The sequence below is a fragment of the Rummeliibacillus sp. TYF-LIM-RU47 genome (assembly GCF_008638315.1).
GTDB classification, from domain to species: Bacteria; Bacillota; Bacilli; order Bacillales_A; family Planococcaceae; genus Rummeliibacillus; species Rummeliibacillus stabekisii.
This window is the reverse complement of sequence record NZ_VVIR01000006.1, coordinates 38,436-53,683: the sequence shown is the minus strand read 5'-3', so window position 1 is coordinate 53,683 and position 15,248 is coordinate 38,436. Positions and strand designations below refer to the sequence as shown.

Here is a 15,248-nt window from a genome sequence, read left to right as displayed (position 1 = left end):
ATTATGGTTTTAATAATGCATTCGTAATAAGTTGTACAGCAATTGCATCATCTAAATAGCCTATTGGCAGTAAATAATCTGGAATCACATCAACTGGGATAATAAAATACAGTAACGAACTACCGATTAGGGCTAATTCAAAAATAGAGCCTTTCCTTGATATAAACCTTGTATGGAAGTCCTTTAATTTATTAATGAAGGGTCCTACACTACCAACTTCCTGTATTTTTTGTTTAAAACCATTAGTAATTGTATTTTTTCCTTCTTCTGTTTCTGCATATGCTTCATAGCTTTTTAACTTTTGCTTCACTCGTTCAATTGAAAAATTCTCGTCATTAATATTAGAATCCTTAAATATAGATTGTATTGCACCAATAGACACATGAAGATCCGAATCTAATTCTCCAGTATTTTGTTCTAGAGGATAGCCTGCTGCTTCGAATAGTTTAATTAAAGGAATTCCTAGACATTCTGCAAATTTTTCTAAATGTTGAGGAGTTGCTTTTCGTTTATTATTGATGATTCGAGAAATAGTGGCTGTATCAATTCCAGTGAGCTCACTAAAATTGCGCATGGATAATGAACGTTCTTTTAATAATTGTCTCAGTAACAAACCGAGTTCAGAACTATTATTTGGTTTGGCCATATGTAGTCTCCTTTCATAAAAACAATTGCGAATATGAAACTATCATTCTCAAAAAGAATATAGTTAAATTGACAAATTGTCAACACTACGTCAATAAAAAAGGGAAGTGGATTACTTGAAGTTGAGGGGTAGAAAAGATGATAAATACATTTATAATTTTGATCTATATTACGTTAGGATAGTATAAAGAGTTATAAAATGTACTGCATAATGTAAGCTATCTTCTAATTATAAGGGAATGTATATGTAGTTTACTTGCTGGATAAATATAATCAATACGTCATTTTGGAATTGCTTATGGAATTCGGTTATTACCAAGAACTTTATTATCCAACTCCCATTTTGTTTAATTCAAAAATATAACAGATCCAGATTGGTGAGAATAAAAGCTAAAAATAGAAGCACAGCTATAAAAATAATGCCAACCATTTGCATTTGCAGGTTGGCACTACTTTTTTCTGTAACGAAGTAATCTTGCCTATTTGGTTGGTTGAATATACGGCACAATCGGTACTGTCACTCCTACCGATGCACCTCTAATAAAGTCTTTCCCTAGTAATTCTTTAAAATTTTCAGTACGACCTGTTACCATTACCCCCAACACAGTCACTTCGTTAAACGGCTTGTTTTGATTGTTGGCAATATAATCTTGGATTACCTCCATTGATTGACGTGTATCATATTTTTTAAGGTTGTTCTTAAATTCCTCGAATGATTCTTTTAAGAGTTTAGAATCGGAGTAACCATAAACTTGTACACCCGATGGTCCTGCAGCTTCATCTACTTTTTCGGACAACATATATAGCCAAGCAATATTTAAATTTTCGGGTATGTAATCGCGTACTTGCTTCATTGTTAACGGCTGTTTGAATGAGATTGCCACTTCAGCTAGCTGATTTTTCAGTTGAATCACAGCTGGGAGTTGATTTTGAACACCACCGTAATATTGTTTAATCGCAGGATGATAAAATGTGGCGAACCTTTGCTTTGTTTGTTTATCGTACTCAAAATAAGTATCCCCGTTCTTGTGGAAGCCAGGTGTTCGTTCGTTGCTATCACCAGATGTACCAAACAATGAATAAGTACTCGTTAATGTACTCCAAGGTACTAGATAACCATCTATATCTTTTGAGCGATATGTGATAATATTGCCGCCGAACATCGTAGAATTGCTTGTTACCTGGGAGTCAATATTAACATTAGGTTGAGAAATAGCGTTCTCTAATAATAGACTCTCATGTAATTGTGCTGTATTTCGGGCAGTTAAATACATGCCTATTCTGCTAATTATAAATAGTAGGGTAATACAAACGATAAAAGAAATAAGAGCAATTTTAGCCAATTGTTTTCTTTTTGCTTTTTTTAATGCCTTTTGAATCGATGAATCCATGCATTAATCCCTCCAATTTCTGTATGGATTGTTTTTCGTGCCCGATATAGTTTTTGCTTAATATTGTCCTCACGTAAATGGAGTAATTGTGATATTTCCCCATAGGTTAATTCATAATAATATTTTAAAATAAAAATCTCTCTATACTCTTTTTTAACATTTTTTAATAAATACATAATTTCATCTTGATTAAAAAGCTGATCAAAATCAGTATTTCCACTTGCTAATTTAGATTGGATCTCATCAGATAGTGGAACATGATGCTGAAATTTTTTTCGTTTTAAATCAATAAAGTCATTGAGGGACACTCGATAAAACCACGGTCGAATTGTTTTTTCATCCAGGTTACTTAACATGGAATAGATTTTATAAAAAGTATTTTGAATAATGTCTTCTGCATCTTCTTTTGATGCTCCTTTTGAGCGTAAAAGTAGAAACACTTCCTCTCCAATTTGAATCAGATAGGAGGTGAACGCATCTTTTTGATTCATATTTTTCCTCCTCATTGATACAACGGATGAAGTGCTAAAAAAGTAGACAAAAAATAAATATAATTAAAAGATTAATTTACCATATATTGCAACAAATCTACTTACTGTAAAGAAAAAAGATGAAAATTTTAAAATATCTAAATAGTTAATATATGGTATAATATTCTAATGAGTTCAACAAACAAATAGGATTGCAACATAGTCAAAAGTAGGGGTGTCAGCTTGGGAAATATCAACACGTTAATAGTTGAGCATAGTCAAATGGAAGGTGAAAGGATTCTTTTGCGTCCAGTTTCGTTTGATGATGCGGAGGATATGTTTGAATATACATCAGATGAAGAAACGACTCGTTTTCTTTATGCAGAGCATAAAGATTTAAACCAAACGAAGAACTTTATAGCGAATTATTTCATAAAAGAACCTATTGGCAAATATGCTATCGTGATAAAAGAAAGCAGCAAAATGATTGGGGCGATTGAGTTTAGAGTGCATGAACATAATCATAGTGGAGAACTGGGGTATACAATGAATCGGCAGTATTGGGGCAATGGTTATGCGACAGAAGCAGGAGAATTAATCCTCGATTTAGCCTTCAATATACTTGGTTTAGAGCGTGTATTCGCAGCATATGAAGTGAAGAATGTTGCCTCCGGAAGAGTACTAGAGCGTTTGGGTATGAAATGCGAAGGCATTCTTCGAAAAAGCGAAATGATTAAGGGTGTGCTTGTAGATAGCGCGTATCATTCTATATTAAAAGAAGAGTATATACTTTCTCGTAAAAAGGAAGACTAAGAGATTTTTGATTCGAACTTTAAGCGCGAAATAACAAGGTCAGTTTTCATTATTAAAATGAAAACTGGCCTTTAATAATAGCGATTATGCACAATCACATTCTAATTCTCCTTCGAAACTTTATAGGGACAGAATTCTTTAAATGTAACAGCTTATTCATCATCTGTTCATATTCCATCTTTATACTAGGCTTATAGAAAGCGAATTGGAGGAATAGTGATGAATTTAGCATGGAAAGAAATTAAAAAAAATAAAGCAAGATTTTTAATTCTAGGCTCCATTGTTTTTCTTGTTAGTTTATTAACGTTTATTATATCTGGTTTGGCAAACGGATTATCTCAAGATAATGCTGCATTAATTAAAGATTTACCAAAAGGCCAGTTTTATATGAACGAGGATTCAGATCAAACCTATAATCTCTCTAGGATAGATGCAAGTACTGAAGATGAAGTGTTAAAAAAACACCATGACGCTGTTGCATTTTCAATTCAAATGGGATTTTTGAATGATCAGGACAAGAAACAGCGAAGCGTTGCATTTGTAACATCAACGAATTCTAAATTGTTTACAAATGTAAAGAGAGGCGAAGTTGTATTAGATAATTCTATGAAGGATAAAGGTATAAAAATTGGAGATACCTTAACGAATAATCAGTATAGAGGCAAGCTAATAGTAAAAGGTTTTGTAGACCAAAAGAAATTTAGCCATGCCCCTGTTGCTTATATAAATACAGACGATTATACAGAAATTTATCGAGCGAAAGAAATGCAAGTGGTATTTGTACCTGGAGATGACTCTCCGCAAAAAATTGCTGGATTACAATCCTTTTCAAATAAGGACTTCCTCAATACCATTCCAAGTTTTAATGCAGAACAGATGTCTTTAAATATGATTATTTGGTTTCTAGTAATCATTAGTGGATTGTTATTCGCCATCTTTTTCTATATGATGAATGTTCAAAAAATTGGTTTGTACGGCATTTTAAAAGCGATTGGTATAAAAACAAGCAAACTATTCAAAATGATGTGGACGCAAATGGTTTTTATCACCGTAATTGCACTAGTTTTATCTATTGCATTCAGTCAGGTTTTTAATGTAATAGCGCCTAAAGGAATGCCTTTTAGTTTAACTTTTGAAACAACCGTCATATTATCCATAGTCTTCCTGATAATTGGTTTTACCGGAGCCACGCTTTCAGGGATACAAATAAAAAAAGTAGAACCATTGCAAGCAATTCAACAAGGAGAGGTTTAATATGGCAATATTTACTCTTGATGAAGTAAGAAAAACGTTTAAGAATGGAGAAATAAAAGAAGAAATATTGAAAGGAATTAACCTTTCGTTAAGAGAAGGAGAGATCACAGCATTAGTGGGTGCCTCCGGTTCAGGGAAAAGTACACTTCTAACAATTGCGGCTGGATTACAGCCTGCAACAAACGGGCAAGTAGTATTCAATGGAAATAATATTGCGACAATGAATGATGAACAAATTCGTCAAATACGTGCAAGCCAATTTGGATTTGTATTTCAATTTGCACACCTTGTTCCTTTCCTAACAGTTGAAGAGCAGCTGTTACTAATGTTAGATGTATCTGAGTCAAAATTAAAGCAACAGGAACAAAAAATAGAAATTAATAGAATTCTAAAACTAGTTGAAATGGAACATAGAAAAGATGCATATCCTTTTTCATTATCTGGCGGGGAGAAACAACGTGTTGCCATTGCCCGTGCCATCATTCACAAACCGAAAATTCTCTTCGCAGATGAACCAACCGCAAGTTTAGATTCAAAAAGGTCTAAAGATGTAATGGGGTTAATTCGGGATTTAACAAAAACTTTGAATATCACGACTTTGATGGTTACCCATGATGAAGAAATGCTGTCTTATGTAGACCACATTATCAAGATGAGCGATGGATTGGTTTTAGAAAAGGAATTTTAGTTTTTAAAAAGACGGTACAATGTATAGAATTAAATGTAAATAAGCAGCCCATACTAATCTTTTAGGGGCTGTTTATTTGTTATATAAACATTTATTAGTATGGAATGACAGTAAATTTTTTTATGTAGATTTAGTAAGAAATCTAAATAAATTTTATAACTGATTCATACTTAATGTTTGAATTCTGAATAGGAGAATGTGGAATGGTTAATATTCTAATTGTTGATGATGATATAAATATTTTACAGGTAGTAGATATCCATTTAACCGAATCAGGTTACAATGTATTGCAAGCAAAAGACGGTAATGAAGCATTGAGAATACTAAATGAACAAGCATGTGATTTAGCTGTAGTGGATGTAATGATGCCCTTTATAGATGGTTATGTATTAACCAGAGAGATTCGAAAAAAATATAATCTCCCAATTATTCTTTTAACTGCTAAAAATCAAATCGAAGATAAAGAGGAAGGATTTCGTTCTGGGACAGATGATTATCTGGTCAAGCCTTTTGAAATGAAAGAATTAAGGTTTAGGATAGAAGCCTTATTACGCAGATACAATAAACAAACAGAAGATTCTACCATCCGCTTAGGAAATATAACAATTAACAAAAATAATTATGAAGTGCAAAACGGAGATAGAACAATTATTTTACCACTCAAAGAATTTGAATTATTACATTTCCTAACTTCTAATCCTATGCGTGTTTTTTCACGAGAACATTTAATTGAACAAGTATGGGGGTTAGATTATGAGGGAGATGAACGAACGGTGGATGTCCATATCAAGAGATTGCGTGAGCGTTTTTCTAAATCGACAGAGGATTTTCAAATTAAAACAGTACGGGGAGTTGGATATATGTTGGAGGCCAACCCGAGATGAGAACTCTTTATATAAAATTTATTGTGATTACGGTTGGGATTATGATTTTCAGTGGCATTTTTGCATTTATTATATCTAATACGTATTATCAGCAAAAATTAAAACCTTTGAATGATCAAAAAAATACAAGGATTGCATTAAATATTGCTGAGTTTGCCAATGATCATCCAACTATAAATCTAGAAGAATATCTAGAAAACTTATCATCAATCGGCTATCAAATTTACCTAGTTGATAATAGGGGAAAGGAATTTTACTTTGGCGCGCGTTTTAGAGAAATTAAACTTTATAATTCTACTAAAGAACAGGTTTTAAACGGGGACATATTTCATGGTATCCTCAATTTCCCGCAAGAAACATTTGTCACAGGATTTTTTGCAAATGAATTGAAGAATACAATTGGTGTACCTTTAACACATAACGGAAAGAAGTATGCGCTTTTCCTTAGACCAGATATTAAACTCCTTTTTAATGAAATGCATATCTTATTTGGCTGGTTGCTTGCTTTATCAATTTTATTAAGTATTGTTTTAGTTATTTTTAGCGCAAAGTATTTAGTAACACCTATTACAAAACTGACATCCGCAACAAAGTTACTATCCAATGGAGATTTCAACGTCAATCTCGATATTACACGTCATGATGAATTAGGAGAACTATCACTTAGCTTTTTACAAATGGCTAGAAAACTGGAACAGGTGGACGACAGAAGGAAGGAGTTCATCTCGAATATTTCCCATGATATCCAATCTCCTCTATCCAATATTAAAGCATATACAGACCTATTAGAAAATGAATCAATAAGCAGAGAAGATAGAGGACATTATGTTTCTATTATTAATGATGAAATTAGAAGGCTATCTACATTAACGAAACAATTATTACTTCTTGCTTCGTTAGATCGTAATGAAGATATCATAAAAAGAAAGCCATTTAATGTTGGCAAGCAAATAAAGGAATTGGTCCGAAACTATCAATGGCAAATGGATGAGAGAGGGATTATGCTTGGTTACTCATTACCGGAGATAGAAATCGTGGGAGATATGTCTTTACTTAATGCTGTTTGGGATAATCTCTTAACAAATTCAATCAAATATAATAAACCCAATGGCAGTATAGAAATTTCAATTGAAAAAAGGGACAATTGGTTAGTCGTATCGTTTGAAGATACCGGGATAGGATTGAATGAAAAAGATATAGAAAGAATTTTTGACCGCTTCTATCGCGTAGATATCGCCCGTACACGAACAGTAGAAGGAACTGGACTAGGACTATCCATCGTTGCAACCATTGTAAAAATGCATGGTGGGAAAATCAGTGTAGAAAGCACTGAAAATGTCGGAACTAATTTCATTGTAGAATTGCCTATAAATTAGCTTGAGATAAAAGCGTTGAATGGAATAATAAAAAGTATTAAGCGTTCTTACTTATTTGCGAGTTTTTCATTTAGAGTAGTTAAAATTGAAAATTATAAAAGAAAAACCAAACAAATGTGACGATAAATGTCTCATTTAGTTTGGTTTTTTCATTAGCTATGCTTCATTTCTATTCTATGCTCAAATAAAAACAAAACTTTTATCTATAATCAAACATAATGACAAGCGACTTGATGGCCTGACCCCACATTTCTAAGCGCTGGAACTTCTTGAGCACATCTTTCCGTAGCAAAAGGGCATCGTGTTCTGAATTTGCATCCACTTGGAGGATGTACAGAGCTAGGGATTTCACCCTTTAATATAATTCTTTCTTTTTTGATAGTGGGGTCAGGGATCGGCACTGCTGACAATAATGCTTTTGTATAAGGGTGTAGCGGATTCGTAAATAATTCTGCGCGGTCAGCTACTTCTACAAGGTTGCCCAAATACATAATGCCAACCTTCGTGCATAGATGCTCAACGATACTTAAATCATGAGAAATGAATAAGTAGGATAGCCCGTTTTGTTCTTGCAAATCTTTAAACAGGTTGATGATTTGTGCTTGAATTGATACATCTAATGCTGCTACCGGTTCATCCGCCACAATAAAGGTTGGGTTTAAGGCCATTGCTCTCGCAATGACAATTCGTTGCCGCTGTCCGCCAGAAAATTCATGTGGATAGCGATCGATATAATGGTGAGAAAGGCCACATTTTTCTAGCGTTTCGGAAACGATGTCACGAATATCACCTTTATCAGCTAGTCCGTGATCCATCAACGCCTCGCCGATGGCATCACCAATGCGCATTCTAGGGTTCAGTGAACTATACGGATCTTGGAATACCAATTGCATTTTCGGACGTATTTGCCGAAGCCTTTGTTTATCTACTCCAAAGATATCCTCACCCATAAATTTGACTGTACCCTCTGTTTTTTCATGCAACCGTAGTATTGTATGGCCGACTGTCGACTTTCCGCTTCCGGATTCTCCGACAAGGCCAAATACTTCTCCTGGCTTTATGATAAAATCAACGCCATCTACTGCTTTTACATATTGCTTCTTTTGTCCAAATACACCGGACTTAATCGGAAAATATTTTTTTAAGCCATTTACTTCTATGATTGATTCGGTCATATCTTTAATCCTTCCTTACGGGGTGCTTCCTTGTATAACCAGCAAGCAACACAATGAGTTGTCGACTCGGATGTTAAAGCAGGCATCGATTGGCCACAAATATCCATTCGGTACTCGCAGCGATCTTGAAAGAAGCAATGGTCGCCTAATGTAGAAAGGTCAGGCACCTGGCCAGGAATGGTATAGAGGCGTTCTTGAAATTTATTAATGACTGGCTTTGCGTGAAGCAGACCTTTTGTGTATGGATGTTTTGGCTCTTTGAATATTTCCAGGACCGTACCTTCCTCAACGACCTTCCCGGCATACATAACAACAACACGGTCAGCCATTTCAGCTACTACGCCAAGGTCATGCGTAATAAAAAGAATAGAAGTTTGCAATTCTTTATTAATTTCTTTTAAAATCTCTAAGATTTGCGCTTGTATCGTTACGTCTAAAGCAGTTGTCGGCTCATCGGCAATAATCAACTTAGGATCACATGAAAGGGCAATTGCAATCATAATTCGTTGCAGCATCCCGCCGCTCAATTCATGAGGATATGACTTCATGAGTTGTTTGGTTCTCGACAAACCTACTTTTTCCATCAATTCAATACATTTATCGTAGGCTTCATTTTTACTTAGTTTTGTATGTTGAAGAAGGGGTTCCATCATTTGATCTCCGATTGTATACACAGGGTTCAATGCGCTCATCGGTTCTTGGAAAATCATTGCAATATCATTGCCACGTAGATTGCGTAATGCTTTATTGCCAAGTGTCAAAATGTCTTGGTCTTGAAAAAGAATTTGCCCGCCTTCAATGACACCAGGTGCTTCAATCAGCTTCATGATGGACATAGCGGTGACACTTTTTCCGCAGCCTGATTCGCCCACTAAGCAAACAATTTCTCCTTTGTTGACAGTGACATTGACGTGGTTGCTTGCTTTAACGGAGCCGTGTTCCGTATAAAAGGTAGTCTGTAAATCTTTAATTTCTAGTAACGGAGTTGCCAAAATCAACCCTCCTTATTGCTTCATTTTTGGATCCAATACATCGCGAAGACCATCGCCTAGCAGGTTGATGGAGATAACAGTCAAGAATATCGCAAAACCAGGCGGGACCCATAGCCATGGTCGCTGTTGGAAGTCTATTAATGAGTTAGCAGAATCAATCATATTTCCCCAAGAAGCGGCAGGTGGAACAACACCTAAGCCTAGGAAACTTAATGCCGATTCACTTAGAATCGCTCCGGCTACATTCAAAGTGGCCACTACGATAAGTAAGGGAACAGTGTTTGGAAGCAAGTGAGAGAAAATTTTTCTTCGATCCTTTAATCCCAATACTTCTGTCGCTTTCATAAAGGCTTGCTCTCGAAATGTTAAAATCTCTCCTCGTACAAGCCTTGCTAAACCAGGCCATCCAACAAAGCTAAGCATCAGCATAACAAGGTAAATACGATATTCTGGTTCTACTTTCAGTTCTGATAGTAAAGCACCCATTAGTAGCAGCAATGGCAAACCGGGAATGGACAACAATACATCCGCTAGCCGCATAATAATCGTGTCAGGCCATCCGCGATAATAACCGGATATGGCGCCTAAAGCTGAACCTAAAATAATGGATATGACCATAGAGGCTAAACCTACTGTTAAAGATATGCGTCCAGCAAGCATGAGCCGAGTCAATACGTCACGTCCGAACTTATCTGTCCCCATCCAATGAAGAGAAGAGGGTGGTTGGTTTATGATGGCACTATTTACGGATTGGCCTGCATACGGAGAAAGGAAAGGTCCGATAAAACAAAATAAAAAAATGAAAACCAAGAAATAGAGACTCCCCATGGCCAGCTTTTTTTTGCGGATTTTTTTCCAAGTATCCTTCCAAAGTGAAGGCCGTTTTGTTGATTGTCCATGGTTTGCATGTTTGACTGTCGCTGAATTCATTTTTTCACCTCCATTATTTCAAACGAATTCTAGGGTCGACCGCAGCATACGCAACATCTGCGAATAGATTTCCCAGTATCGTTAAGAAACTTAAAAACATTGTGAATGTCATTAGAACCGGATAGTCGCGATTATTTAATGACTCTAGCTGTACTTGGCCAATGCCAGGCCAGTTAAATACCTGTTCAATGATGATTGCCCCTGAGAATAGTGCAGGCAACTCAAATGCCAATAAAGTAATACATGGCAGTAGGGCATTTTTTAATGCATGTTTAAAAATAATTTTGCTTTCTTTTAGCCCTTTAGCACGTGCTGTACGAATATAATCCTGACGTACAACCTCCAGCATGCTAGTTCGTACATATCGAGTCAGACTTCCTGTACCAAGTAACACCAATATAAATACGGGAAGAATCATATGCCGTCCTATTTCCACATAATGGGCTAATCCAGTAGTATTGCTCCCGACGTCAATCATCCCGCCTACAGGCAATAGATTCATATCAATCGCAAAGATCTTAATCAGCAATAAACCAATAAAGAAGGAGGGGATAGACATAGCGGCAAAAACAAAGAATGTAACGAAGCTATCAAATATAGAATATTGTTTCATCGCAGAATACACGCCAGTTATTAATGCAATAATCCATGTGATGACCAAAGAGATGATAGAAACGATAAATGAATTCCAGATGAATTGATTGATTACCTTTGTCACCGGTTGTTGGTATTGGAATGAAAAGCCTAGGTCGCCGTGGAATATCCCAGCAATCCAATTAAAATATCGTTTGATGACAGGCTCATTAAAACCATAAAATTCCCTTAGTTCGGCAGCGCGTTGAGGAGTAAGAGAAGGATTTGAGTCCACATAATCTCCTGGAAGCAATGCGAATAAATAAAAGATTAGAAACGATGTTCCAATCAATATGGGAATCGAAATAAGTACCCGTCGGATAATATATTCTTTCAACGTAAAACCCCCATCAGAAAAGAGGAGGAGCATACACTCCATCCGCTTTTAAATGAATTTCACTGTGATTGCGGTTAGCTAAATGACCAACGTCTGTCACAGGCTAATAATTTTCTTTGCACAATGCGACATACCGATTGAGGATCGCACTTACTTTGTAATGTCAACCTCAGTTAAACTTGAAAGGATACCATTGTAAGGATCTTGTTTGACTCCGTCGATTCGGGAGCTAACACCATTCAAAATCTTGCGATAGTTTAATAGAATGATTGGTGGGTTATCAGCAAATTCTTTATATAATTCGTGATAAATTTCTTTTCTCTTTTCTTGGTCTAGTGTATTTTGACCTTCTTCAATCAGCTTATCGAGAGCCGGATTTTTGTACCCGTTATTCTTATCTGCATTTTTAGAATGGTAATCTGCTACCACATCGTTTGGATCCATAATCATTGGAGTAGAGAAGGAAGCCAAGTCATAGTTTCCTTTGTCTACTTTTGAAACTAATGCATTAAAGTCGGAGAACTCTGGTTTAAGATTGATGCCAATTTCCTTATAATTCTCTTTGGCAATCGGGATTAAGCCATCATCAGATTTAGCGCTTAGATAAACAAGTTCTAGCTTTTTGCCATCTTTTTCACGAATGCCGTTTTTGCCAACTTTCCATCCTGCTTCATCCAATAATTCTTTTGCTTTTTTAGGGTCATAGTTAAACTTTCTGACACCTTCATCGTTGTATGCCCATGACACGGGCGCGATTGGAATATTCGCTACTTCGCCATATCCTTGGTAAACAGTATCAATGATTTGTTGGCGATTCAGCCCATAGTTTAGTGCTTGGCGTACTTTGGCATCCTTCATATACTCTTTTTTATTGTTAATAGAGATAAAGCTAATTGGTGTGCCAGTATAGATATCGATATTTGCAAATCCAACTGATTTCAATTGTTCTAGGTTATCCGCATTTGCTGTGAAACCAGCAAAGTCTACATCCCCAGCTTGGAAATACTGTAGGCCATTTTCATTGGCGATTTTATAGATGAAATGCTTAATCTTCGGTGCGCCATTCCAATAATTTTCATTTGCTACATAGCGTACTTCTTGATTTGGAATGTATTTGTCGAATTTGTATGGACCAGCTCCCATTGGCTTTTGATAAAGATCTTTTAAATAATCGAGGTTGCCAAAGTGATAACCTTTACCATAATAAGCTTTTGAAAGGACAGGACCTCCTAAGATACTTAGTGCTTGCACATCAACAGAGTCTGTTTTAATAGTAATTGTTTGGTCATCAACGATTTCGATACCTTTGATTGTTTTTGCTTTGCCTTTTTTATAGTCTTCGCCGCCTATGATATGGGCACGGCTAATATCTGTGTCACCTGCGTATGATGGGTCATGTAGTATGGACAATGTAAATGCGACATCCTCGGAAGTTACAGGCTTACCATCACTAAATTTCGCATTTTTTCGAATATGGAAAGTATACGTTTTTCCATCCTTCGAGATTTCCCATTTTTCAGCAAGCTTTGGTGTGTATTCGCCTTTCTCATTGATATCAACTAAGCCGTCAAAAATAGGTGAAGATACATTGCCGTCATATCCGGTTTTATAGAAGTTCGGTAAAAAAGCGCCGCCTGGGTTAGTCGAGAGAGTAGCAATAAACGTATCCTTGCGATTTAACGCTTTTGCCGGAACGCTATCTGGGCTTGCTGCTTTCAGCGATTCATCCTTGATAGAGGCAACCTTCGAAGATTGACCTGAACTTGTATTGTTTGAATTGTTTGTCGCCTGTTCACCGCATGCTGCTAATAACAAAGAAGCAGCAGCAAAAGGAATAATTAATTTTGTAAATTTTTTTCTCAATTTGAATCCTCCTTGGAATGTTTTCTAAAACTAAATAACGTTTGAAAATCGTTCTTACATGGATATGATAAAGAATTGTTTCAGATTCCCTTTACTTACATATTTTTTATCTTATTATACCTATAAACATAGTAGGGTATTAAACTAAAAAAATAAGCTTATTACAATTAGCCTCCTTCAAGATATGTATAAACGGCAATATAAGGATTCTACCAGTATGAAAATCCAAAAATATAAGGTAGCAGCAGTAGCTCATACCCTAGAGGAAAAAGCTTTTTACTGCTTAATAGAATGTATTATTTCTAAATTATGATAGTAGTATTTCCAAATTTCCGTTTCATTAGGTAAGATTTGATAGATACCGTTTTCAGAAATAATATATATCTATTCGATTTTAATGTCAATAACCTTTCTAAATTAACTGATAATATGAAGCAGTGGTTTACCTGTTAATATTCCCTCCTCATTTAAGTTACAAATATGAACCTAACTCCCCATCTTGTTGACTTCATTCAGTGTATGTATAGTTTCTTTCATATGCTCCAATTATTGATCTTGAAGATAGAAGAAACAAAAAATAAAGTGGAATAAGCAGATCTTTTTTGGTGTGTAAAAAAGGATGGCTGCTATTCCACTTTAATATCAAATATTTATTAAAAATATTTTTAAAAGGAACTGTTTATGTCTTATTGAACGCGTAAAATCGGTTTAATCGCCTCGCCATTTTTGGAGGCTTCAAATGCTTCATTGATTTGGTCAAAGTCATAGAATTTCACTAATTTATCAAAAGGAAATAGGCCGGCTTTATAATACTCCACTAATTGGGGGATAAAGACATTCGGGACAGCATCGCCTTCAATAACTCCCACCATTGTTTTTCCTTCCGCCATTAGATCATTGTGGACATCAATCGTCATTTCAGGTGTTACACCAACGATTGCAGCCACGCCAAGTGGACGTAATGCTTGCAAACATTGACGGACAACTGGCGGAACCCCAGTTGTATCAATCGCATATTTATTGCCGCCTTTTGTTAATTTTTTGATTTCTTCTACCACATTAGTCTTTAATCCATTAAAGGCATGCGTTGCACCTAGCTCTTTTGCTAGCTCTAAGCGAGAGTCATTAACATCGACCACAATAATCATCTTACACCCAACTATTTTGGCTGCCATCACAGCACTCAATCCAACAGCGCCAGCGCCATAAATCGCAATCGTAGAGCCGAATTCTGGTTTAAGTTTATTTAAAACCGTGCCAGCTCCTGTTTGAATTCCACACCCTAATGGACCTAATAAGGCTAAATCTACATCTGGATCTACTTTCACCACATTGCGCTCATGTACAACGGCAAAAGTGCCAAAGGAAGATTGGCCGAAGAATGTTGATAACTGTTCGCCGTCCTGGGATAAACGGTGCGTATAATCGTCATTGACACCACCAAAATTCAAATCATTAAACGTTTCACAAACAGCAGGGTGCCCAGTTAAGCAATTGTCGCAATGACCACAATGGGCGAAGGATAATACTACATGATCACCCTTGGCAAAACGGGTAACACCTTCACCTATATCTTCTATGATGCCGGCACCTTCATGACCGAGTACAGCTGGAAGGGGAGCGATGGCTGCATCACGCGCAACAGCATCAGTATGACATACACCTGTAGCGACAATTTTGACTAATACTTCATTTGCTTTGGGAGCTGCTAAGTCTACCTCTTCGAGAGTAAAATCTTGGCCTTGCCCATGTGTAACTGCTGCTTTAATTTTCATATTAAACATGCTCCTAAAGTAG

The 15,248-nt window shown here is 36.1% G+C and carries 14 protein-coding genes; 5 read left to right on the top strand and 9 right to left on the bottom strand.

Going from position 1 to position 15,248, the window contains the following annotated elements; translation table 11 throughout:
• Position 1: 1 nt before the first annotated feature.
• The 3 genes from F0527_RS16015 to F0527_RS16000 all read right to left on the bottom strand — a co-directional run bounded on the left by F0527_RS16015 (position 2) and on the right by F0527_RS16000 (position 2,527).
• On the bottom strand, positions 2-646 hold the full coding sequence (locus F0527_RS16015) for a helix-turn-helix domain-containing protein (protein ID WP_150285589.1): 645 nt from the start codon (positions 644-646) through the stop codon (positions 2-4).
• Between the two features lie 478 nt (positions 647-1,124).
• Positions 1,125-2,036: a sigma factor regulator N-terminal domain-containing protein gene (locus tag F0527_RS16005; RefSeq protein WP_150285588.1), complete on the bottom strand. Its 912-nt coding sequence runs from the start codon at positions 2,034-2,036 to the stop codon at positions 1,125-1,127.
• Positions 2,009-2,527, bottom strand: a complete 519-nt coding sequence (locus tag F0527_RS16000; protein ID WP_150285587.1) for an RNA polymerase sigma factor — start codon at positions 2,525-2,527, stop codon at positions 2,009-2,011. The genes F0527_RS16005 and F0527_RS16000 overlap by 28 nt, the downstream gene beginning before the upstream one ends.
• 222 nt (positions 2,528-2,749) lie before the next feature.
• Here F0527_RS16000 and F0527_RS15995 point away from each other — a divergent pair, with 222 nt between their 5' ends.
• From F0527_RS15995 to F0527_RS15975, 5 genes are all read left to right on the top strand, one after another.
• Positions 2,750-3,319: a GNAT family N-acetyltransferase gene (locus F0527_RS15995; protein WP_150285586.1), complete on the top strand. Its 570-nt coding sequence runs from the start codon at positions 2,750-2,752 to the stop codon at positions 3,317-3,319.
• Between the two features lie 219 nt (positions 3,320-3,538).
• Positions 3,539-4,573 (top strand): ABC transporter permease, encoded by a 1,035-nt coding sequence (locus F0527_RS15990; RefSeq protein ID WP_150285585.1) that lies wholly within the window; start codon positions 3,539-3,541, stop codon positions 4,571-4,573.
• Between the two features lies 1 nt (position 4,574).
• On the top strand, positions 4,575-5,261 hold the full coding sequence (locus F0527_RS15985; RefSeq protein ID WP_150285584.1) for an ABC transporter ATP-binding protein: 687 nt from the start codon (positions 4,575-4,577) through the stop codon (positions 5,259-5,261).
• A gap of 203 nt (positions 5,262-5,464) precedes the next feature.
• Entirely contained in the window at positions 5,465-6,145 is a 681-nt protein-coding gene (locus tag F0527_RS15980; protein ID WP_150285583.1) for a response regulator transcription factor, read from the top strand.
• A complete protein-coding gene (locus tag F0527_RS15975; RefSeq protein ID WP_150285582.1) occupies positions 6,142-7,521 on the top strand; it encodes a sensor histidine kinase in 1,380 nt (459 codons plus the stop codon). The genes F0527_RS15980 and F0527_RS15975 overlap by 4 nt, the downstream gene beginning before the upstream one ends.
• 209 nt (positions 7,522-7,730) lie before the next feature.
• Here F0527_RS15975 and F0527_RS15970 read toward each other — a convergent pair whose 3' ends face one another.
• From F0527_RS15970 to F0527_RS15945, 6 genes are all read right to left on the bottom strand, one after another.
• Entirely contained in the window at positions 7,731-8,696 is a 966-nt protein-coding gene (locus F0527_RS15970; protein ID WP_150285581.1) for an ABC transporter ATP-binding protein, read from the bottom strand.
• Positions 8,693-9,688 (bottom strand): ABC transporter ATP-binding protein, encoded by a 996-nt coding sequence (locus F0527_RS15965; protein ID WP_147197883.1) that lies wholly within the window; start codon positions 9,686-9,688, stop codon positions 8,693-8,695. Before F0527_RS15965 ends, F0527_RS15970 begins: the two co-directional genes overlap by 4 nt.
• Before the next feature lie 12 nt (positions 9,689-9,700).
• Complete coding sequence (opp4C, locus tag F0527_RS15960; protein ID WP_150285580.1) at positions 9,701-10,618, bottom strand: oligopeptide ABC transporter permease; 918 nt, start codon at positions 10,616-10,618, stop codon at positions 9,701-9,703.
• A gap of 13 nt (positions 10,619-10,631) precedes the next feature.
• Positions 10,632-11,588, bottom strand: a complete 957-nt coding sequence (locus tag F0527_RS15955; protein WP_066790172.1) for an ABC transporter permease — start codon at positions 11,586-11,588, stop codon at positions 10,632-10,634.
• A 150-nt stretch (positions 11,589-11,738) separates the two neighbouring features.
• A complete protein-coding gene (locus F0527_RS15950; protein ID WP_150285579.1) occupies positions 11,739-13,451 on the bottom strand; it encodes an ABC transporter substrate-binding protein in 1,713 nt (570 codons plus the stop codon).
• Between the two features lie 686 nt (positions 13,452-14,137).
• Entirely contained in the window at positions 14,138-15,226 is a 1,089-nt protein-coding gene (locus F0527_RS15945) for an NAD(P)-dependent alcohol dehydrogenase (RefSeq protein WP_150285578.1), read from the bottom strand.
• Between the last annotated feature and the right edge of the window lie 22 nt (positions 15,227-15,248).